At 71.0% G+C, this 20,275-nt stretch carries 18 protein-coding genes and 1 pseudogene; 14 read left to right on the forward strand and 5 right to left on the reverse strand.

Going from position 1 to position 20,275, the window contains the following annotated elements:
• Nucleotides 1-55 precede the first annotated feature (55 nt).
• The 4 genes from IEY95_RS34645 to IEY95_RS34660 are packed head-to-tail and all read left to right on the forward strand — an operon-like array spanning nucleotide 56 to nucleotide 4,028.
• Entirely contained in the window at nucleotides 56-979 is a 924-nt protein-coding gene (locus IEY95_RS34645; RefSeq protein WP_189190139.1) for an ABC transporter permease, read from the forward strand.
• A complete protein-coding gene (locus IEY95_RS34650; protein ID WP_189190140.1) occupies nucleotides 972-1,952 on the forward strand; it encodes an ABC transporter permease in 981 nt (326 codons plus the stop codon). Before IEY95_RS34645 ends, IEY95_RS34650 begins: the two co-directional genes overlap by 8 nt.
• A gap of 5 nt (nucleotides 1,953-1,957) precedes the next feature.
• Nucleotides 1,958-2,974 (forward strand): ABC transporter ATP-binding protein, encoded by a 1,017-nt coding sequence (locus IEY95_RS34655; protein WP_189190141.1) that lies wholly within the window; start codon nucleotides 1,958-1,960, stop codon nucleotides 2,972-2,974.
• Nucleotides 2,967-4,028, forward strand: coding sequence for an ABC transporter ATP-binding protein (locus IEY95_RS34660; protein WP_189190142.1), 1,062 nt, complete (start codon nucleotides 2,967-2,969; stop codon nucleotides 4,026-4,028). Before IEY95_RS34655 ends, IEY95_RS34660 begins: the two co-directional genes overlap by 8 nt.
• 222 nt (nucleotides 4,029-4,250) lie before the next feature.
• Here the strand turns inward: IEY95_RS34660 and IEY95_RS34665 are convergent, their stop codons facing one another.
• Complete coding sequence (locus tag IEY95_RS34665; RefSeq protein ID WP_189190143.1) at nucleotides 4,251-6,368, reverse strand: S9 family peptidase; 2,118 nt, start codon at nucleotides 6,366-6,368, stop codon at nucleotides 4,251-4,253.
• A gap of 188 nt (nucleotides 6,369-6,556) precedes the next feature.
• Here IEY95_RS34665 and IEY95_RS34670 point away from each other — a divergent pair, with 188 nt between their 5' ends.
• From IEY95_RS34670 to IEY95_RS34705, 8 genes are all read left to right on the forward strand, one after another.
• Complete coding sequence (locus IEY95_RS34670) at nucleotides 6,557-6,751, forward strand: hypothetical protein (RefSeq protein ID WP_189190144.1); 195 nt, start codon at nucleotides 6,557-6,559, stop codon at nucleotides 6,749-6,751.
• Nucleotides 6,752-6,799: 48 nt separating this feature from the next.
• The gene (gene mshB / locus IEY95_RS34675; RefSeq protein ID WP_189190145.1) at nucleotides 6,800-7,708 is read left to right on the forward strand and encodes an N-acetyl-1-D-myo-inositol-2-amino-2-deoxy-alpha-D-glucopyranoside deacetylase; all 909 of its coding nucleotides are present in this window, start codon (nucleotides 6,800-6,802) and stop codon (nucleotides 7,706-7,708) included.
• 31 nt (nucleotides 7,709-7,739) lie between these two features.
• Nucleotides 7,740-8,159 carry a DUF6113 family protein gene (locus IEY95_RS34680; protein WP_189190146.1) on the forward strand — a complete coding sequence of 140 codons (420 nt, stop codon included), beginning with the start codon at nucleotides 7,740-7,742 and terminating at the stop codon, nucleotides 8,157-8,159.
• A gap of 160 nt (nucleotides 8,160-8,319) precedes the next feature.
• Nucleotides 8,320-10,602 carry a hypothetical protein gene (locus IEY95_RS34685; RefSeq protein ID WP_189190147.1) on the forward strand — a complete coding sequence of 761 codons (2,283 nt, stop codon included), beginning with the start codon at nucleotides 8,320-8,322 and terminating at the stop codon, nucleotides 10,600-10,602.
• Nucleotides 10,603-10,777: 175 nt separating this feature from the next.
• Entirely contained in the window at nucleotides 10,778-11,701 is a 924-nt protein-coding gene (locus IEY95_RS34690; RefSeq protein WP_189190148.1) for an ABC transporter ATP-binding protein, read from the forward strand.
• On the forward strand, nucleotides 11,698-12,438 hold the full coding sequence (locus IEY95_RS34695; RefSeq protein ID WP_189190149.1) for an ABC transporter permease: 741 nt from the start codon (nucleotides 11,698-11,700) through the stop codon (nucleotides 12,436-12,438). The genes IEY95_RS34690 and IEY95_RS34695 overlap by 4 nt, the downstream gene beginning before the upstream one ends.
• Nucleotides 12,439-12,443: 5 nt before the next feature.
• Entirely contained in the window at nucleotides 12,444-13,652 is a 1,209-nt protein-coding gene (locus tag IEY95_RS34700; protein WP_189190203.1) for a sensor histidine kinase, read from the forward strand.
• Entirely contained in the window at nucleotides 13,649-14,263 is a 615-nt protein-coding gene (locus IEY95_RS34705; RefSeq protein ID WP_189190150.1) for a response regulator transcription factor, read from the forward strand. The genes IEY95_RS34700 and IEY95_RS34705 overlap by 4 nt, the downstream gene beginning before the upstream one ends.
• Before the next feature lie 218 nt (nucleotides 14,264-14,481).
• Here the strand turns inward: IEY95_RS34705 and IEY95_RS34710 are convergent, their stop codons facing one another.
• Together IEY95_RS34710 and IEY95_RS34715 are read right to left on the reverse strand one after the other, a co-directional pair.
• Nucleotides 14,482-15,333, reverse strand: coding sequence for a transglutaminase family protein (locus IEY95_RS34710; protein ID WP_189190151.1), 852 nt, complete (start codon nucleotides 15,331-15,333; stop codon nucleotides 14,482-14,484).
• A gap of 305 nt (nucleotides 15,334-15,638) precedes the next feature.
• Nucleotides 15,639-16,622 (reverse strand): annotated as a pseudogene (locus IEY95_RS34715) (GNAT family N-acetyltransferase); the annotation flags it as partial.
• Between the two features lie 140 nt (nucleotides 16,623-16,762).
• Here IEY95_RS34715 and fdxA point away from each other — a divergent pair.
• Nucleotides 16,763-17,083: a ferredoxin gene (gene fdxA / locus IEY95_RS34720; RefSeq protein ID WP_018089397.1), complete on the forward strand. Its 321-nt coding sequence runs from the start codon at nucleotides 16,763-16,765 to the stop codon at nucleotides 17,081-17,083.
• Nucleotides 17,084-17,198: 115 nt separating this feature from the next.
• Nucleotides 17,199-18,296, forward strand: a complete 1,098-nt coding sequence (locus IEY95_RS34725; RefSeq protein WP_189190152.1) for a bifunctional succinyldiaminopimelate transaminase/glutamate-prephenate aminotransferase — start codon at nucleotides 17,199-17,201, stop codon at nucleotides 18,294-18,296.
• An 88-nt stretch (nucleotides 18,297-18,384) separates the two neighbouring features.
• On the opposite strand, the gene IEY95_RS34730 is transcribed toward IEY95_RS34725, so the two are convergent.
• A complete protein-coding gene (locus IEY95_RS34730; protein WP_189190153.1) occupies nucleotides 18,385-18,858 on the reverse strand; it encodes an ATP-binding protein in 474 nt (157 codons plus the stop codon).
• 337 nt (nucleotides 18,859-19,195) lie between these two features.
• Entirely contained in the window at nucleotides 19,196-20,191 is a 996-nt protein-coding gene (locus IEY95_RS34735; protein ID WP_189190154.1) for a VldE C-terminal domain-containing protein, read from the reverse strand.
• Nucleotides 20,192-20,275 lie beyond the last annotated feature (84 nt).

Below are 20,275 nucleotides of genomic sequence, written 5' to 3' on the forward strand. Positions count from 1 at the left end.
CGTCCATGGGGCGAGCCCACGCCAGGGCTCGCCCCGTACTACCTCCGGAGCCCTCATGGGACGGTACGTAATCCGGCGTCTGCTGCAGATGATCCCGGTCTTCTTCGGCGCCACACTGCTGATCTTCCTGATGGTGAACGTGATGGGCGACCCCATCGCGGGCCTGTGCGGCGAGCGGCAGTGCGACCCCGCCACGGCCGCCCAACTGCGCAAGGAGTTCGGCCTCGACAAGCCCGTGTGGCAGCAATACCTGACATACATGGGCAACGTCTTCACCGGCGACTTCGGCACCGCCTTCAACGGGCAGAAGGTCACCGAGCTGATGGCCGCCTCCTTCCCGGTCACCATCCGGCTGACGATCGTCGCGATCCTCTTCGAGATCGTCATCGGGATCGCGCTCGGCGTCGTCACCGGGCTGCGCCGCGGACGACCCGTCGACACGAGCGTTCTGCTGCTCACCCTCGTCGTCATCTCGGTGCCGGTCTTCGTCACCGGTCTGGTGCTCCAACTGCTGCTCGGCGTCGAGTGGGGCTGGATCAAACCGTCCGTCTCCCCGGAGGCCACCTTCGGTGAACTGATCGTGCCGGGCCTGGTGCTGGCCTCCGTCTCCCTCGCCTACGTGACCCGGCTGACCCGGACCTCCATCGCGGAGAACAAACGGTCCGACTACGTCCGCACCGCCACCGCCAAGGGCCTGCCCCGGCACCGGGTGATCACCCGGCATCTGCTGCGCAACTCGCTGATCCCCGTCGTCACCTTCATCGGCACGGACATCGGCGCGCTGATGGGCGGCGCGATCGTCACCGAGCGGATCTTCAACATCCACGGCGTCGGCTTCCAGCTCTACCAGGGGATCCTGCGCCAGAACACGCAGACCGTCGTCGGCTTCGTGACCGTCCTCGTCCTCGTCTTCCTGGTCGCCAACCTGCTCGTCGACCTCCTGTACGCCGTACTCGACCCGAGGATCCGTTATGCCTGAGCAGCCGTACGAGCAGGAGGGCGCCATCGCCGGAACCGGAATGGGCGGGGCCATGGACCTCGCCGTGAGCGAGGCCGAGACCCTGGAGAAGACCCCGGGGGGACCGCAGGGCACGGGCCCGCAGGAGAAACCCAGAAGCCTCTGGTCGGACGCCTGGCGCGATCTGTGGCGCAACCCCGTCTTCATCATCTCCGGGCTCGTCATCCTCTTCCTGGTGGTCATCTCCCTGTGGCCCTCGCTCATTGCCTCCCAGAACCCGCTCAAGTGCGACCTCGCCAAGGCCCAGCAGGGCTCGCAGCCGGGACACCCCTTCGGGTTCGACGGCCAGGGCTGCGACGTCTACACGCGGGTGGTGTACGGGACCCGCGTCTCGATCAGCGTCGGCGTCTGCGCCACCCTCGGCGTCGCGATTCTCGGCTCGGTGCTCGGCGGCCTTGCCGGGTTCTTCGGCGGGCTGGGGGACTCGTTCCTGTCCCGGATCACCGACATCTTCTTCGCGATCCCCGTCGTGCTCGGCGGTCTTGTCCTCCTCTCCGTGGTGACCAGCAATACGATCTGGCCGGTCATCGGGTTCATGGTGCTGCTCGGCTGGCCGCAGATCTCCCGGATCGCGCGCGGCTCCGTCATCACCATCAAGCAGAACGACTACGTACAGGCCGCCCGCGCTCTCGGCGCCTCCCACGCACGGCTGCTGCTGCGGCACATCACGCCCAACGCCGTCGCGCCGGTGATCGTGGTCGCGACCATCGCGCTCGGTACCTACATCTCTCTGGAGGCGACGCTCTCGTACCTCGGCGTGGGCCTGAAGCCACCGACGGTCAGCTGGGGCATCGACATCTCGTCGGCCTCCGCCTACATCCGCAACGCCCCGCACATGCTGCTGTGGCCGGCGGGAGCGCTCGCGATCACCGTGCTCGCGTTCATCATGCTCGGCGACGCGGTGCGCGACGCCCTCGACCCGAAGCTGAGGTGACCGCCGTGCTGCTGGAAGTACGCGATCTGCACGTGGAGTTCAGAACCAGGGACGGGGTCGCCAAGGCCGTCAACGGAGTCACCTACAGCGTGGACGAAGGCGAGACGCTCGCGGTGCTCGGCGAGTCCGGCTCCGGCAAGTCGGTCACCGCGCAGGCCGTGATGGGCATTCTCGACATGCCGCCCGGGAGGATCACCGGCGGTGAAATCCTCTTCCGGGGCAAGGACTTGCTGAAGTTCAAGGAGGACGAGCGGCGCAAGGTCCGCGGCGCCGAGATGGCGATGATCTTCCAGGACGCGCTGTCCTCCCTGAACCCCGTGCTCAGCGTCGGCGACCAGCTCGGCGAGATGTTCACCGTGCACCGTGGGATGTCGCGGAAGGACGCCCGGGCCAAGGCGATCGAGCTGATGGACCGGGTGCGGATCCCGGCGGCCGGCGACCGGGTGCGCGACTATCCGCACCAGTTCTCCGGCGGAATGCGCCAGCGCATCATGATCGCCATGGCGCTGGCCCTGGAACCCGCGCTGATCATCGCCGACGAACCGACCACCGCACTCGATGTCACCGTCCAAGCCCAAGTCATGGACTTGTTGGCCGAGTTGCAGCGCGAGCTCGACATGGGGCTCATCCTCATCACCCATGACCTCGGGGTGGTCGCGGACGTCGCCGACCGGATCGCGGTGATGTACGCGGGCCGGATCGTCGAGTCGGCGCCGGTCCACGACATCTACAAAGCCCCGGCGCACCCCTATACAAAGGGGCTTCTGGAGTCGATTCCGCGGCTCGACCAGAAGGGCAAGGAGCTGTACGCGATCAAGGGCCTGCCGCCCAACCTGATGCGCATCCCACCGGGCTGCGCCTTCAACCCGCGCTGCCCGATGGCCCAGGACGTGTGCCGCACCGACGTACCGCCGCTCTTCGAAGTGGACGAGGACCGCAGGAGCGCCTGCTTCTTCTGGAGAGAGACGCTCGATGCCGGAAGCGGCGAGGGAGCGAGTGCGGCGGGAGAGCCCGATGCCTGAGGCGATTCTCGAGGTCAGCGGCCTGGTCAAGCACTACCCCCTCACCCGGGGCATTCTCTTCAAGAAGCAGATCGGGGCCGTCAAGGCGGTCGACGGCGTCGACTTCCACCTCGGCCGGGGCGAGACCCTCGGCATCGTCGGCGAATCCGGCTGCGGCAAGTCGACGGTCGCCAAGATGCTGGTCAACCTGGAGAAACCGACGGCCGGGACGATCAAGTACTACGGAGAGGACATCACCCGGCTGACCGGCAAGGCGCTGAAGGCCGTACGCCGCAACATCCAGATGGTCTTCCAGGACCCGTACACCTCGCTCAACCCGCGCATGACCGTCGGCGACATCATCGGGGAGCCGTACGAGATCCACCCCGAGGTCGCGCCGAAGGGCGAGCGCAGGCGCAGGGTCCAGGATCTGCTCGACGTGGTCGGGCTCAACCCCGAGTACATCAACCGCTATCCGCACCAGTTCTCCGGCGGCCAGCGTCAACGCATCGGCATCGCACGGGGGTTGGCGCTGCGCCCGGAGATCATCGTCGCCGACGAGCCGGTCTCCGCGCTCGACGTCTCCGTGCAGGCCCAGGTGATCAACCTGATGGACAGGCTCCAGGGCGAGTTCGACCTGAGTTACGTCTTCATCGCGCACGACCTCTCCATCGTGCGGCACATCTCCGACCGGGTTGGCGTGATGTACCTCGGGCGGATCGTGGAGACCGGCAAGGACGCCGAGATCTACGACCACCCCACACACCCCTATACCCAGGCCCTGCTCTCCGCCGTGCCCGTGCCCGACCCGGAGGCGCGTGAGCACCGGGAGCGGATCATCCTCACCGGGGACGTGCCCTCGCCGGCGAACATCCCGTCCGGATGCCGCTTCCGCACCCGCTGCTGGAAGGCGCAGGAGCGGTGCACGCTGGAGGTGCCGCTGCTCGCGGTGCCCGCGGAGTTCCGGCTCACCGAGGGCCCGGCCGCGCACGACTCGGCCTGCCATTTCGCCGAGGAGAAGCAGGTGGTACCGCCGGAGGAGCCACCGGACGATCATGGTGGCGGGGTGAAATAGCCATACAAATGCGCACCAACTGCGTTAACACGCAGGCAACTTGGCCGACCCGATCCCGATATACGGACGCGTCAGTCTGAACAACGTACGGCCGTGCGGGTGCCGTGAACGAGCCGGGGTGCGCCATGTCACCCCGGCTCGTTGCTGTCCTGCCGGTCCCCTGCGCGGATGAGTACGGGTACTCGGGATTCCGGGCCACCGGTACGGAAGGTTCGTCTGCGGTCAGACGAGCCCGAGTGAGCGCTTGAGGAAGTCCACCTGGAGCAGCAGCAGGTTCTCAGCGACCTGCTCCTGAGGGGTCATGTGTGTGACGCCCGACAGTGGCAGCACCTCGTGCGGGCGGCCCGCGGCCAGCAGCGCCGAGGACAGCCGCAGGGCGTGTGCCACCACCACGTTGTCGTCGGCGAGGCCGTGCACGATCATCAGCGGGCGGTGCGGCTCGGCGGGCGCGGAGAGCCCCTCGTCGGTGATCAGTGAATTCTTCGCGTACGTGTCCGGGCTCGCCGCCGGGTCACCGAGGTACCGCTCCGTGTAGTGGGTGTCGTACAGCCGCCAGTCGGCGACCGGGGCGCCCGCGATGCCCGCGTGGAAGACGTCGGGGCGGCGCAGCACGGCGAGCCCCGCGAGCCAGCCGCCGTACGACCAGCCGCGGATCGCCACCCGGGACAGGTCGAGGGGGAAGGTCCCGGCAAGCCCCTGGAGCGCGTCGACCTGGTCGTCGAGGGAGAGCGTGAAGTCGTCGCGGATCGCCTTCTCCCAGGCGGGGGAGCGGCCGGGAGTGCCCCGGCCGTCGGCGACGATCACCGCGAAGCCCTGGTCGGCGAACCACTGCGAGGTGAGGTGCGCGTTGTGCGCGGCGAGCACTCGGGGGCCGTGCGGGCCGCCGTAGGGGTCCATGAGGACAGGAAGGGGATTGTCACCGTCGTAGTCAGTGGGCATAAGCACGGCGCATGGGATTTTCCGTGCGCCCCCCTGTGTGAGGGTCACGCGCGGGGACAAACCGGGATCTTCGGCGTATGAGGACACGGCCGCCACACGCTTTCCTTCGCGCAGCACCTGCACCTGGGCGCCCGGCCGGTCGAGCACCGAGGAGACGAGCACGGTCACGCCCCCGGCGCGCACCGCCGAGTGCACGCCGGGCTCCTGCGAGACGCGCTCCATGCCGAGCTCGTTGACCCGGTACACATGCACTTCGCCCGTTTCCGGCGCGGTCGCGGCCTCACCCGCCGACGCCGAGATCAGCACATCGTCGTCCGACACGTCGAGCACCGCGCGCACATGCAACTGCGGTCCCGTCAGCGGACGTTCACCGAACGCGAGCACCCGGGCGCCACCCTCGTCGGCGATCCGTACGAGCTGCCCGCCGGGGCTCCAGCACGGCACACCAGCGAAAAGATCCAGCCATTGTCGATCTTCGTCCGCGTGCACCATCCGGGTCGCCCCGGTGTCCGGCGCCACGGCGAGGAACAGCTGGCTGCGCTGGTCCCGGGCCTGCACCACGATCAGCGGCGCACCCGCCTCTGACCAGTGCACATGCGCCAGATACGGGTAGCGCGCCCGGTCCCACACGACCTCCGTGCGCACCCCGTCGAGGCCGATGACGAAGAGCCGCACGTCCGCGTTGGCGCTGCCCGCCAGCGGATACGCGACCCGCTGCGGATCCAGTTCCGGATGCGCCGGATCGGAGATCCACCAGCGCTGTACGGGCGTGTCGTCGACCCGCGCGACGAGCAGTCGGTCGCTCTCCGGCGACCACCAGAAACCGCGCGAACGCCCCATCTCCTCGGCCGCGATGAACTCGGCCAATCCATAGGACACCGACTCCGATTCGGGCTCCGCGAGTGCGCCGTCGTCCTCGCCCTCGGCGCCGACCACGCGCAGGGCGCCCCCGGCGACGTACGCGACGAGCCGTCCGTCGGGGGAGGGGCGCGGGTCGATCACCGGTCCCGGGACCCGGAGTTCACGTGCCGTGCCGACCCGCAGCTCGGCCGTGAAAAGCCGCCCTGACAAGGCGAAAGAGGCCAACTCGACCGCCGTGTCGGTGGCATAGCCGACGACCCCGGCACCGCCCTCGCGGCTGCGCTCGCGGCGCGCCCTTTCCTCCGGCGGCAGATGCTCCGTGGCGCCCCCGAGCAGCGCCGCCGGATCGGCCGCGACCCGCTCCTCGCCCTCCGCCACATCGAGAGCCCACAGCTGATTCGCCCGGTCTGTACCGGAGCGGGACCGCAGGAACACGACACGGGAACCGTCGGGAGACACGGTGAACGCGCGGGGCGCGCCGGAGGTGAACCGCTGGGTGCGGGCGTACCGGCGCGGGAAGGAAAGAGGCTCGGTCGTCATGCCCTGACCATATTGGCCATGCGCCCCCTTGTGCGGCCGTGCGCCGATCGATGCGCGCGTACGGATAGTTATGATCACTAGCGCTGCGTGGGTATCAACCTGCTGGCTGTTGTATGGATTTACCGTCCCCCCATGTCCGACCCCCGTACCGGACCCCAAGTCCCTGGGATCTTTGGAGGTGAGCCGCCGTGGCACTCTCGATTTCGGCGGTGGTGCTGCTGGCGATCATCGTCTTTCTTCTGATCAAGAAGTCGGGGCTGAAGGGCGGGCACGCCGTCGTGTGCGTCCTGCTCGGCTTCTACCTCGCCTCCTCCACAGTCGCTCCCACGATCAACGAGCTGACGACGAACATCGCGGGCATGATCGGGAGCATCAAGTTCTGAACCGCGCCCGGCGCAGTGGTCCGGCGGTCGCCTCGTAGGGTGGGTTTCATGACGGAACTGCCCGACCGGCGTCTGCTCCTGGTGCACGCGCACCCGGACGACGAGTCGATCAACAATGGCGCGACCATGGCCAGGTACGCGGCCGAGGGCGCCCATGTGACGCTGGTGACCTGCACCCTCGGCGAGGAGGGCGAGGTCATCCCCTCCGAGCTGGCGCATCTGGCACCCGACCGCGACGGCGGGCTGGGCCCGCACCGGATCGGTGAGCTGACCGCCGCCATGAAGGAGCTCGGCGTCACCGATCACCGGTTCCTCGGCGGACCCGGGCGTTTTCGTGACTCCGGGATGATGGGCGTCGAGCAGAACCACCGCGCGGGCGCCTTCTGGTCCGCCGACGTCGACGAGGCCGCCGAGCACCTGGTGCAGGTGATCCGCGAGGTACGCCCCCAGGTGCTCGTCACCTATGATCCGCACGGCGGCTATGGGCACCCGGATCACATCCAGGCCCACCGCGTGGCCATGCGGGCCGCCGAGCTGGCTGCCGAGGCCGCCTTCCGCCGGGACCTCGGAGACCCCTGGGCGATCGCCAAGATCTACTGGAACCGGGTGCCGCGTCCGGCGGCCGAGGACGGCTTCGCGCGGCTGCGCGCGACCCTGCCCCGGCTGCCGTTCACCGAGTCCGCCACCGTCGACGACGTACCGGGCGTCGTGGACGAGTCGGTGATCACCACCGAGATCGACGGGACCGCGTACACCGCCGCCAAGGCCGCCGCGATGCGCGCGCACGCCACCCAGATCGAGGTGGCCGAGCCCTGGTTCGTCCTCTCGAACCAGCTCGCGCAGCCCCTCTTCACCACCGAGTACTACGAGTTGGTGCGCGGGGAGCGGCCCGAGACGCGGGAGACGGACCTGTTCGCGGGCATCGTGACCGGTCGGGGAGAGGCGGGCATGCGATGAGGACCACCGATCGGCGAGAGGCGGAAGTGCGATGAGTGCGACGGGACAGCGCGGGAGCATGCTCGCCCAGCCGCTGACACGGCCCTCGGGCGGGCGGATGGCCGCCTACCTGGGACTTTTTGTGCTCGGCATGGTGGTAGGGGCCGCCGGGGCACTGGTGCAATCCGGCTGGTTCCCGGGCGGGTTGCTGCTCGCGCTGGCGGGCGCGGCGGGACTCTTCCTGGGCGGCGCGCGGGCGACCGGGTCCCGCGCCGGGGCCGTGGCGTCCGCGGCCGGCTGGATGGTCGCCGTCGTCCTGCTCACCGCCAGCCGCCCCGAGGGGGACTTCCTCTTCGGCGCGGGAGTCGTCTCCTACCTCTTCCTGCTCGGCGGCATGGCCATCGCTGTGATGTGCGCCACCCTTGGGCAGGGGCGGCAACCGGGCGGTTCCGGCGTCCGACTTGGCAAGTGACGTACCACTTCGCCGTATCCAACAGGTGCGGGTCCGGTGGGGGTTTCCTTCCCGGGCGAGGTTTGCGCGCCGGACATGGCCAGTATGGTGGTGCGCGCCGCCGAGCTGCCCGAGATGAGGTCGAGTAAACGGGCGGCGGAGCCAACCGGGAGAACCTGCCTTGAGTCGTGAAACTGACAGTTCGTCCTCCGGGCCCAACGGGCGCGGTGGAGCCGCGTACCCGTCGGGGACGCCGCCGTACGGGACCCCCATGGCTTCCGAAAGCGGTGCCGATGCGGGCCGTTCCGCCACTGGCAACCCGCCGGAGGAGCGCAAGACCGAGACCACGCTGACGACACGGATCCGGATCAACATCCCCGGATCGCGGCCCATCCCGCCCGTCGTCGTTCGCACACCCGTCGGGGACGCGGACGCGTCCACCGAGGGTGCCGACGGCGCGGGCGCGGAGCCGCCGCGGGGCGTGGGTTCGCCCCCGGGCCCGTCCGCGGCCACGTCCCCCACCGCGTCCGCGACCACGTCGCCTTCCACGGGCGCGTCCGCTTCCGCGGGCGGTCCCGCCGGGGCGCCCGCCGCGGCCGAGGAGAAGGCGAGCGACTGGTTCGCACCCCGCAAGTCCGGTGCGCCCAAGGGCGGGCCGGGCGGTGGGTCCACCAACGGGGCGGGCCTGCCGGGCGGTTCGGGCCCCGCGGGCGCGGCCGACCCCACGGGAGCGCAGGGCGGGCGTCCTGGCACTCCGGGCGGTGCGCGCCCGAGCTCCCCGAGCGGTGCCGGTCCGCTGGGTGCCACCGGCGGCGCCCGGCCCGGTGGCGCGAACGCCCCCCGCCCCGGCGCCGGCGGCGGTACGAACGGCGCCGGGCTGCCCGGCGCCACCGGCGCCGGACCCGTGGCGCCCGGCCACGGCGGCGGCACCGGTTCCTTCGACGTCTCCGCGGCGCTGAACAACACCGGATCCTTCCCCTCCGTCGGACCCGGCAACGGCGGCTCCGTCGGACCCGGCAACGGCGGCTCCGTCGGACCCGGCAACGGCGGCGAACCGCGCCGCGACGATCTTCCGTACTTCTCGGAGGGCGGTCAGGGCGGCCCCGCCGGCCCGACCGGCGGTCCGGTCACCGGAGACGGCCCGCTGGCGCCGCCGGTCGGTCCGGGCGCGGCACCGGGCAGCCTGGCGGCGGGCCCGGGCACGGGATACCCCGGAGGTGGTCCGGGTGGCGCTCCCGGCGCGCCGGGCGGTCTCAGCGGCGGTCTCAGCGACGACACCGCGATCCTCACGCCGCAGAAGCCGGCGCCCGAGCCGGGCGCCGGTGGCTACGGCGGCCCCGTGGACAACGTCTCCGGGCACACCCTGACCAGCGGCATCCCCGTCGTGCCGCCCGCCCAGAACTCCCCGTTCGGGCCGGGCGCGCACACCGACGGCCCGCTGCCGCACACCCCGCCGAAGCTGCCCGAGCCGGTCCAGCAGCCCCCCGCCTCGTCGAAGCCGGCGACGGCGAAGAAGAAGGGCCGCAGCAAGCTGAAGCTTCTGGGCGTCGGCGTGTTCGTCGTTGCCGGTGGCGCCTACGGCGCCGGGCTGCTCATGAACCACTCGGACGTGCCCAAGGGCACCACCGTGCTCGGCGTCGACATCGGCGGCGGCACCCGGGACGAGGCCGCCAAGAAGCTCGACGACGCCTTCGGTGATCGTACGAACAAGGCGCTCAAGCTGTCGGTCGACGGCGACACCGTCTCGCTCAAGCCGGACCAGGCCGGGCTCCAGCTCGACAGCCAGGCCACCGTCCGCGCCGCCGCGGGCAGTGACTACAACCCCGTCTCGGTGATCGGCTCGCTGTTCGGCCAGGAGCGCGTCGTCGAGCCCGTGATGCCGGTCGACGAGGAGAAGCTGCAGGCCGCCCTGGAGCGCGCCGCGGGCGGCTCCGGCTCGGTGAGCGACGGCACGATCAAGTTCCAGGCCGGCAAGGCCGTCGCCGTGTACGGCAAGGCGGGCAAGGGCATCGACGTCGCGTCCTCGACCCAGGCCGTCGAGGACGCGTACCGCACCCAGGTGGAGACCGACGCGACCACGCCGGTCAAGGTCGCCACCAAGACCCGTCAGCCGACGGTCTCGAACGCCGAGGTCGACCGGATGATGACGAAGTTCGCGAAGCCGGCGATGTCCGCGAACGTCACGGTCCGCACGGATGCCGTCCACACCATCTCCTTCAGCCCGCAGAACTCCATCTGGAAGTTCCTGAGCGTGCAGGCGGTCAACGGCAAGCTCGTCCAGCACTACGACCTCAAGGTCCTCAAGGAGCTGTACGGCGGCGCCTTCGACGGGGTCACGATCACCAAGGGCGACGGCAGCAAGAAGGCCGTGAGCCCCGAGGACGTGGCCTCGGCCCTCGGGCAGGCGCTGCTCGGAAAGACGCCCGCCGACCGCATCGTCACCCTTTCCACCAACCCCAGCTAGCGGGCGCTCCGCTGCCGCTCTCCGGAGGGCACCCGGCCATGGTTTCCCTGGCCGGGTGCCCTTTTGTCGTACGCCGGGACAGCACGGGGGCGAGGCGCGATATGACATCTGTCATCCCCGACCGAGGACACGCTGCACTGCCGACGGCCCCTCCCGCGCCGCCACGATGGATCACATGACAACGACTGCGGCGGCCACCACCTCGGTGGTCGGGTTCGAATCGGTGACCAAGGTCTACGGGAGCGTCCGGGCCGTCGACGGGCTGACGCTCGACCTGCACCCGGGCGAGACCGTCGCCCTGCTGGGGCCCAACGGCGCGGGCAAGTCGACCACGCTGGACCTGCTCCTCGGCCTCAAGCACGCCGACAGCGGCGCGGTCCGGGTGTTCGGCACCAGCCCGCGCGAGGCGATCGTCGCCGGCCGGGTGGGCGCCATGCTGCAGAGCGGGGGACTGATGGACGAGGTCACCGTCGGCGAACTCGTGAAGCTCGCCTGCGATCTGCACCCCAAGCCGTTCCGGGCCACCGACGTACTGGCCCGTGCGGGCATCTCGGGGATAGCCGACCGCAAGGTCGACAAGCTCTCCGGCGGCCAGGCCCAGCGCGTCCGCTTCGCCCTCGCCACCGCGGGTGACAGCGACCTGATCGTCCTCGACGAGCCCACCACCGGCATGGACGTCTCCGCCCGCCAGGCCTTCTGGGCCACCATGCGCGAACAGGCCGACCAGGGGCGTACGGTCCTGTTCGCCACGCATTACCTGGAGGAGGCCGACGCGATCGCGGACCGCGTGCTGGTCCTGCACCGGGGGCGGCTCCTCGCCGACGGCACCGCCGCCGAGATCAAGGCGAAGGCGGGCGCGCGCCGCGTCTCCTTCGACCTGGAGGGCGAGATCGACCAGGCCGCGCTGCGGCGGCTGCCCTTCCTGAACTCCATCGACGTGAGCGGTCAGACCGTCCGCATCCAGTCCACCGACGCCGACGCGACCGTCCACGCCCTGTACGGCCTCGGCGTCTACCCCCGCAACCTCGAAGTCGCCGGGCTCGGGCTCGAGCAGGCCTTCGTCGCCATCACGGAGGCCGAGGAGGCCAAGCAGTCGTGAACAGCCTCATCAAGCTGGAGCTCGCCCGCGCCCTGCGCAACCGCAAGTTCCTGTTCTTCTCGGTGATCTACCCCTCGGCCCTGTTCCTGCTGATCGCGGGCAACGCCGACAGCACGGCCAAGGTCGACGGCACCGGCCTCACCATCCCGACCTACATGATGGTCTCCATGGCTTCCTTCGGCGCCCTGACGGCCGTCCTGATGGGCAACAGCGAGCGCATCGCCAAGGAGCGCGAGAGCGGCTGGGTGCGGCAGCTCAGGCTGACCACGCTGCCGGGGCGCGGCTATGTCCTCGCCAAGACCGCCGGCGCCGCCGTGGTCAGCCTGCCGTCCATCGTCATCGTCTTCGTCGTCGCAGCGGCCGTGAAGGACGTACGTCTGGACGCCTGGCAGTGGTTCGCCCTCACCGGCTCGATCTGGGCCGGGAGCCTGGTCTTCGCAGCTCTCGGTGTCGCCATCGGCTACCTCGCCACCGGGGACGCGGTCCGCCCGATCACGATGATCACGTACTTCGGTCTGTCCATGCTCGGCGGCCTGTGGATGCCCGAGACGACCTTCCCGCGGTGGCTCCAGGACATCGCCAAGTGGCTGCCCACGCACGCGTACGCTGCCCTGGGGCGGGCGATCGAGCAGAGCCAGGCCCCGAGAGCCCAGGACATCGCCATCCTCGCCGTCTTCTTCGTCCTCTTCGCGGGCGGCGCGGCCTGGCTGTACCGGAAGGACACGCTGAAGGCGTGAGCGCCATGACGGAAGACCCGCGCTGCGACGAGAACCGGGCGGCGCGGCTGATGAGCATGGGCCAGTCGCCCCGCAACCGGCGTGAGCTGCTGCGCAAGATCCTGTGGATAGGTGTCTGGCTGGTGTTTCTCAGCGCCCCGGTCCAGGACCTCGCCTCCGGGGACCACGGCACCGGCGGCACGGTGGCCGGATCGATCGGCCTCGCGGCCTTCGTCGGAGGCTATCTGGCGCTGGTCTTCCGGAACATGGGCAGGCCGTTCTCCGGACGGCTGGTCGTCGGCCTGATCGTCGCCCTCGGCACGCTCGCCACGGTGCTCTGCTTCACGCTCGGCGAGCACTGGCTCGGCCTCTTCTGCTACGTCTCCGTCGCCTGCGGGGCCACCCTCCCGCTGCGGGTGGCCTACGGCGCGATCCCGGCGACGGCGGGCGTGATGCTGCTCGTCGGCAGCCACGTCGGCCGCGAGGAGGCCCAGAACCTGGTCCTCCTGGTGCTGCTGATCGGATTCGCGATGACGGGCGTCGGTCAACTGGTCCGCACGACCATCGAGTTGCGCAAGGCCCGGGCCACCGTCGCCCAGCTCGCCGCCAACGAGGAGCGCCTTCGCCTCGCCCGCGACCTGCACGACCTGCTCGGCCACTCGCTCTCCCTGATCACGCTGAAGAGCGAGCTCGCGGGCCGGATGCTCCCCGACCATCCCGACAAGGCGGCCCAGCAGGTCGCCGACATCGAGCAGGTGAGCCGTCAGGCGCTGGTCGACGTGCGCGAGGCGGTCACCGGTTACCGGCGACCCCGGCTGGCCGGCGAACTCGCGGGCGCGCAGGTCGCGTTGACCGCCGCGGGCGTCACCGCCGATCTGCCGGCCGAACCGGACCTGGGCGGCGTCCCCGAGGAGAGTGAGTCCGCGCTGGCCTGGGCGCTGCGCGAGGCGGTCACCAACGTCGTACGGCACAGCGGGGCCCGGCGCTGCGCGGTGGAGGTCGTCCGACGGCAGACGCTGGACGGTCAGATGCTCGAACTGTCCGTGGAGGACGACGGCTCGGGCGGCTCCGGGGGCACCCACGGCAACGGTCTGACCGGGCTGACCGAACGCCTGGAGAAGGCGGGCGGATCGCTGGAAGCGGGGAGGGCGCGGCACGGCTTCCGGCTGGTGGCGCGGGTACCGACGGAGGCCCCCCTTGCCGTGGGCGGCCACCCCGTAGGATCCGGGGCATGAGCCGCACGATCAAGGTCCTGCTCGCCGAGGACCAGTCGATGGTCCGCGAGGCGCTGGCCGCGCTGCTGGGCCTCGAACCGGACATCGAGGTGGTCGCCCAGGTGGCGCGCGGCGACGAAGTACTGGCGGCGGCCCGTGCCCTGGACGTCGATGTCGCGCTCCTCGACATCGAGATGCCCGGCCGGACGGGCATCGAGGCGGCGGCCGAACTCCACAAGGAACTTCCGCGCCTCAAGCTGGTCATCCTCACGACCTTCGGCCGTCCCGGCTATCTGCGCAGCGCGATGGAGGCCGGTGCCGACGCCTTCCTCGTCAAGGACGCACCGGCCGCCCAACTCGCCGAAGCCGTACGCAAGGTACTGGCCGGCGAGCGGGTCATCGACCCCACCCTGGCGGCCGCCGCCCTCGCCGGGGGTGCCAACCCCCTGACCGACCGCGAACGGGAGATCCTGCGCGCGGCAGCCGACGGCTCCACCAACGCGGAGCTCGCCACGACCCTGCACCTCTCCCAGGGCACTGTCCGCAACTACCTGTCCACAGCCATCCAGAAACTGGCAGTCCGCAACCGCGCGGAAGCCGTTCGCACAGCAAGGGAGAAGGGCTGGCTGTAGGGGCACGCCCCAGCGGCCTTTCGCGCCCTTTCGCCCCCTGGCGCCCCGTGAGGGGCGCGGGGAACTGCGCGATCAGCCCCCAGGCACCCGTAGCCGAAAGAACAACCCAGCAGGGTCTGGGGCGCGGCCCCAGGCACGGTGGGGGTTCCCCTGCTCGGGCGAAGCCGAGAGCTTGGGGGAGGGTAGGGGCGGAGGGGGCGATAAGCCCTCCCCCGGCTTCAGTTGAGCATCGCCCGTGCGGCATGGGCCTGTTGGCGCACCCGGGCCGCGGCCGGTTCGTCGACGGCGGCCACCATGTCGGCATACGCGTCGAGTTCGGCCGCGCCTCCGAGGAAGTCGCCACGCTGGACCAGGAGTTGGGCGTGCTCGTAGCGCAGCCGCGCCGGATGCGAGGGCAGCAGCAGGGACAGCTCCACTGCCCACAGGGACACGTCGGAGCGCTCCGGCCGGGCGGCGGCCCAGGCCCGGATGTTGTTCAGGATGCGCAGCACGACATCGAGCGGGTCGGCGGGGGAGAGCATCGACGGGTCGAGCGGTGCACCGGTCGCCCCCGCGACGAGCAGCTCCGCGTCGGAGCCGGTGAGGACGCGCCCGCCGTCGAAGGGATCGGCGAGCACCTGTTGCTCGGTCGGCCCGAAGCCGACGACGAAGTGCCCGGGCAGCGCTACCCCGTACACCGGCGCACCGGCCCGCCGCGCGACCTCCATCCACACCACGGAGAGCAGGATCGGCAGCCCGCGCCGCCGCCGCAACACCTCGTGCAGCAGCGAGGACTCCAGCCGCTGGTAGTCGGCCGGCGCCCCGCGGAACCCGTAGCGCCCGCCGAGCAGCTCACCGAGCGCGGCCGCCCAGGACCGCGGCCCGCCCGGGCGGAACGGCAGCTGCCCCGCCAGCCGGTCCAGCTCGATCTGCGCCGCGTCCATCCCGGCCTCGTCCAGCGTCCCGTCCGCCGCGGCCCCCACCAGCAGACACAGTTCCGCCAGATCGGGCCGATCGGCCCGCGCCTCATCGGCGAAGCGCCGCCGCACCTCGGCGGCCCGCTCCGGCTCCGGTGGCTGAGGGGAACGCATACCTGGCTCGTGCCCCTTCACACCGATCGATAGCAGTCGTCGGCACCGAAACCGCCGCTCGCGCCGGTCCGGTGGCCGATCGGCTCGTTCCTGTGACCGGGTGGCTCGTTCCTGTGACCGGTCGGCTCGTTGCGGTGGTCGATCAGCTCGTTCCTGTGACCGGTCGGTCCGTTCCGGTGGCCTGTCGGCTCGCTCCGGTGGCCGGTCGGCTCGTCGGTCCGGCCCGCCGCGCCGTCGGTGAGCGGGCCGAGGTCCCGCGCGTCCGGCCGCTCGGCAGCGCCCTCCCCGGCGTCGGGGTCCGGCGCCCACCGATAGTGGTGGTACGCGTGATGCGGCCCGAAGCCCATCCCCGCGTACATCGCCCGCGCCCCCGCGTTGTCGTCCTCCACCTGGAGCCAGGCAGCCGAGGCGCCCTCGTCCAGAGCCCGCCGGGCCAGCGCGGCCATGACGGCGGTGGCGAGCCCCTGGCGGCGGTGGGCCGGATCGACCTCGACCGCTGCGAAACCGGCCCAGCGGCCGTCGACCACGCAGCGTCCGATCGCGGCCGGAGCCTCCCCCTTCGCACCGGGCACCGTCGCGAACCACACCGAAGGCCCACTGCCCAGCACCTTCAGGGCCACCTCGGTCAGTCCCTTCCGCTGATACCTGCCCAGCCACGCGTCGTCCGCCGCGCGGGAGAGCACGACCTCGGGCGCCTCCCGGTCCCCGATCGGCGCGAGCGAGCCGATCCACAGCTCGGCCGTCACCTCACGCGTCCAGCCGCGCGCCTCGAGCTCCGCGCACAGCAGCTCCTGCGTGCCCTCGGCCCCGGTCGCGGTCTGGATGTACGCGGGCAGGTCACGGGCGGCATACCAGGCCCGTACGCGCGTCAGCGCCTCGTCCAGCGGCACGCCGGGGTCGCCGAGCGGCAGGACGGAGTTGGCGCGCCGGGTGAAACCGGAGGCCGCCCGCAGCTCCCACTCGCCGAGCCGCTCGCTCTCCACCGGCCGCCACGCCCGCGCGGCGACCCGCGCCAGCTCCTCGTACGAGGCCGCCGGGCCCCGCCGACGCGCCGGAGCGGACGGCACGACCTTGCCCGCGACCAGCGCGGATTCCGCAATCCGGACACGTTCGCCGGTCCGTCGTGTGATCAGCAGCACACCTTCGTCCCATGATGTGAGAACACCGACCGTGTCGGTGAACTTCTCACCCTCGGCGGCATCTTTGATCATCCGCCGAACAGAGACACGTTTGCCCACGTCAGCAGCGGTGATACGGACCTCGAGACGGCCGGAGGCAGAGATTTCCACAGGTCAGTTCACCCCTCCTGTTCGGATCATGCCCAAGAACGGAGATACTAGGGGCGGGCATCGACGACGCCGCGCTCCCGCGCGCCAGGCGGCGGAGCCTACGGAGGCCCGCCAGCGCCCTATCGAGGAGGAACGACAGCGTGACCTACGTCATCGCGCAGCCTTGTGTCGACGTCAAGGACAAGGCGTGCATCGAGGAGTGCCCGGTCGACTGCATCTACGAGGGCTCCCGGTCCTTGTACATCCACCCGGACGAATGCGTCGACTGTGGAGCCTGTGAGCCGGTGTGCCCGGTCGAGGCGATCTTCTACGAAGACGACACTCCGGAAGAGTGGAAGGACTACTACAAGGCGAACGTCGAGTTCTTCGACGAGCTCGGCTCGCCCGGCGGCGCCAGCAAGCTCGGCCTGATCGAGCGCGACCACCCCTTCATCGCAGCGCTGCCGCCGCAGAACCAGTAAGCGGCCCGCACACGCGCCGCCTCGGTCCCGTACGGCCCGATCTCCTTGATCGCCGTACGGGACCGAGGCGTTTGCCGTACGACGGCTCGTACGTACGAGAAAGTGAGCCAGAACCGTGTCCGCAGTCTCCGACCGCCTGCCCACCTTCCCCTGGGACAAGCTGGAGCCGTACAAGAAGACGGCCGCCGCCCACCCGGACGGCATCGTCGACCTGTCCGTCGGCACCCCGGTCGACCCGGTGCCCGAGCTGATCCAGAAAGCGCTGATCGCGGCGGCCGACTCTCCCGGCTACCCGACCGTCTGGGGCACACCCGAGCTGCGCGACGCGATCACCGGCTGGGTCGAGCGCCGCCTCGGCGCCCGCGACGTGACCCACCGCCACGTCCTGCCGATCGTCGGCTCCAAGGAGCTCGTCGCCTGGCTTCCGACCCAGCTGGGCCTGGGCCCGGGCGACAAGGTGGCCTACCCGCGCCTGGCGTACCCGACGTACGAGGTGGGCGCGCGGCTGGCCCGTGCGGAGTACGAGGCCTACGACGACCCGACGCAGTTGGATCCGACGGACCTGAAGCTCCTCTGGCTCAACTCGCCCTCCAATCCCACGGGCAAGGTGCTGTCGAAGGACGAACTGACCCGGATCGTCGCCTGGGCCCGCGAGCACGACGTCCTGGTCTTCTCCGACGAGTGCTACATCGAGCTGGGCTGGGAGGCCGACCCGGTCTCGGTCCTGCACCCGGATGTGTGCGGCGGGTCGTACGAGGGGATCGTCTCGGTCCACTCCCTCTCGAAGCGCTCGAACCTGGCCGGCTACCGCGCCGCGTTCCTGGCGGGTGACCCCGCCGTTCTCGGCGACCTGCTCGAGATCCGCAAGCACGGCGGCATGATGACATCCGCGCCGACCCAGGCCGCGGTGGTGGCCGCCCTGTCGGACGACACGCACGTCCGCGACCAGCGTGAGCGCTACTCCGCCCGTCGCACCGCCCTCCGCGACGCCCTCCTGAAGCACGGCTTCCGCATCGAACACAGCGAGGCCAGCCTCTACCTCTGGGCCACCCGCGACGAGTCCTGCTGGGACACGGTGGCCCACCTGGCACAGCTGGGCATTCTGGTGGCCCCCGGCGACTTCTACGGCCAGGCGGGCGAGAAGTACGTACGCGTGGCCCTGACGGCAACGGACGAGCGCGTAGCGGCAGCGGTGGAACGCCTGGCGCGGTAGCGGAGTCCGCTACCGCGGGGGCGGCCGAACGCGCAACGGGGGTCCAGGGAACACGTCCCTGGACCCCCGTAGCCGTACGGACCCGGCGTCAGCCGAGCGGCAGGGTCTTGAGCGGCAGCTGGTCGGTCGGCAGCCCACCCTTGGCGACGGTGTCCGTCGGCAGGCCACCCTTGGTGACGGCGTCCGTCGGCAGCCCACCCTTGGCGGCAGTCTTCGCGGTGCCGAGCAGGCCCCCGGCCTGCCCCGCCGCATCCCGGGCCACCTTCCGCGCGGCCGGCGTCGCCGTCTTGGCGACCTTGCCACCGGTCTTGCCCACAGTGGGCACCGCCTTCTTGACCGTGCTGCCGCCGGCCGTGCCCGCGAGCCCGGTGGCGTTCTGAGCCGCTCCGTCGACGGTGTTGCCGACGCTCGCCCCGTCCAGGGCGGTCAGCCCGCCGAGGTCGGGGGTGGCCGGGAGTTCGGCCGCAGCGCTGGCGGAGCCGGCCGCACCGACCCCGGCTGCCGCTCCCGCTGCGACGAGCAGCGCGGCACGGGCGATCCGGCGGGTCAGGGGGAGGGACATGATGCTCCTTAGACGGGAGAGAACGTTGAAATGTCCGACCGCGCCCGGCAGTTGAGCGGCTGGCTGCCGACCGAAGGTGATCGTTCCGGGCTCGGACGCAGTGACTACCGCTCGAAGCCCGCGAAGGTTGCGGTGGCCCGACGTAAAGAGTTGGCAATGCGTCGCATTATCATCTGCGGACAAAAACGGGCAAAGAGCGCCCGGTCGGAAAGTCTGCCGAATCCTTACGGCTCTGTGTTTTCAAGGGATTCGACGGACGGGGGAGTGAGGACACGAATACCTGCGCACATCGTCGACGCGCCGCGGGGCGGGTCCCCCCAACGGGTGAGGACCCGTACTACTGCCCAGTGACGATTCGGACGTCGGCGACGGACTCCCGCGCGGCCGAACCCCCCTGCGCGCCGGACGCGCGCCACTCGCTGTCGGTGCTCCCGGCGGTCCACATCTGCCCCGCGTACGACACCCGCTCGATGTGCAGCGCCGAGGAGTTGGCCACGGCCCAGTGCGCCAGCTCCCAGCCGCGCTGCCGGGCGCCGGTCCCGGAGGTGGCCTCCTTGCGCACGGGAACGGTCACGGTCCGGCCCCCGCCGCCCGTCGTGGAGTGCGAGGCCGACGCCGAAGCGGCCGCCGACGGCGAGGCGGAGACGCCGTCGGCACCCACGTCGGCCCCCGCCTCCTGCAGCACCTCGCGCCCGAAGTCCCGTACGAGCGCGGCCCGCACCGAGTCCGCGCCGCCGGTCGGGGTCGCGTCGGGGCGCCCCTCGCAGGTCAGCGTGGCCGCCGCGCGCCCGGTCAGGGCCGCGGCGAGCAGCGTGGCGTCCGGCTCGTGCTTCGCGTACGCCTGCGGATAGCCGCTGCGCTGTACACGCTGCGCGGCGACGGTGAGCGGAAGGCGCGAATAGCCGGGCACCTTGGCCAGGTGTTCGTAGAACACCCCCGCCGCGTACGTCGGGTCCATGATCTGCTTCGTCGTCCCCCAGCCCTGCGAGGGCCGCTGCTGGAACAGGCCCAGCGAGTCACGGTCGCCGTGCCGGATGTTGCGCAGCCCCGACTCCTGGAGGGCGGTCGCGAGGGCGATGGTCACGGCGCGCTCGGACATGCCGCGGGAGGTGCCGACCGCCGAGATCGTCGCCGCGTTCACCGCCTGCTCCGGTGTGAACTCGTACGACGCCCCGTCGCCCTTGCCCGAGACGACCTCGCATCTCGGCGCCCCGGTGCCTCCCGTGAGGTACTGCACGGTGAGATAGCCCGCGAGCGCGAGCAGGACCACGACGGCCCCTCCGAAACGGAGGAGGCGGCCGCGCCGGGCAGGAGTGGGGGACGGCTCTGGCACGTCGTACAAGGTACTGGAGGCCACTGTCGGCGAGGCGTGGGGTTGTGGACAACCGGAATGCCGACCGGGACTTCGGGACATCCG

Source organism: Streptomyces albiflavescens, from assembly GCF_014645835.1.
Classification (GTDB): Bacteria; Actinomycetota; Actinomycetes; order Streptomycetales; family Streptomycetaceae; genus Streptomyces; species Streptomyces albiflavescens.

Bases quoted from the DNA above. Each gene is read 5' to 3' on its own strand.
- IEY95_RS34645 (WP_189190139.1), top strand. From the start codon at position 56: ATGGGACGGTACGTAATCCGGCGTCTGCTGCAGATGATCCCGGTCTTC.
- IEY95_RS34650 (WP_189190140.1), top strand. From the start codon at position 972: ATGCCTGAGCAGCCGTACGAGCAGGAGGGCGCCATCGCCGGAACCGGA.
- IEY95_RS34660 (WP_189190142.1), top strand. From the start codon at position 2,967: ATGCCTGAGGCGATTCTCGAGGTCAGCGGCCTGGTCAAGCACTACCCC.
- IEY95_RS34665 (WP_189190143.1), bottom strand. From the start codon at position 6,368: ATGACGACCGAGCCTCTTTCCTTCCCGCGCCGGTACGCCCGCACCCAG.
- mshB (WP_189190145.1), top strand. From the start codon at position 6,800: ATGACGGAACTGCCCGACCGGCGTCTGCTCCTGGTGCACGCGCACCCG.
- IEY95_RS34680 (WP_189190146.1), top strand. From the start codon at position 7,740: ATGAGTGCGACGGGACAGCGCGGGAGCATGCTCGCCCAGCCGCTGACA.
- IEY95_RS34690 (WP_189190148.1), top strand. From the start codon at position 10,778: ATGACAACGACTGCGGCGGCCACCACCTCGGTGGTCGGGTTCGAATCG.
- IEY95_RS34700 (WP_189190203.1), top strand. From the start codon at position 12,444: ATGACGGAAGACCCGCGCTGCGACGAGAACCGGGCGGCGCGGCTGATG.
- IEY95_RS34705 (WP_189190150.1), top strand. From the start codon at position 13,649: ATGAGCCGCACGATCAAGGTCCTGCTCGCCGAGGACCAGTCGATGGTC.
- IEY95_RS34710 (WP_189190151.1), bottom strand. From the start codon at position 15,333: ATGCGTTCCCCTCAGCCACCGGAGCCGGAGCGGGCCGCCGAGGTGCGG.
- IEY95_RS34730 (WP_189190153.1), bottom strand. From the start codon at position 18,858: ATGTCCCTCCCCCTGACCCGCCGGATCGCCCGTGCCGCGCTGCTCGTC.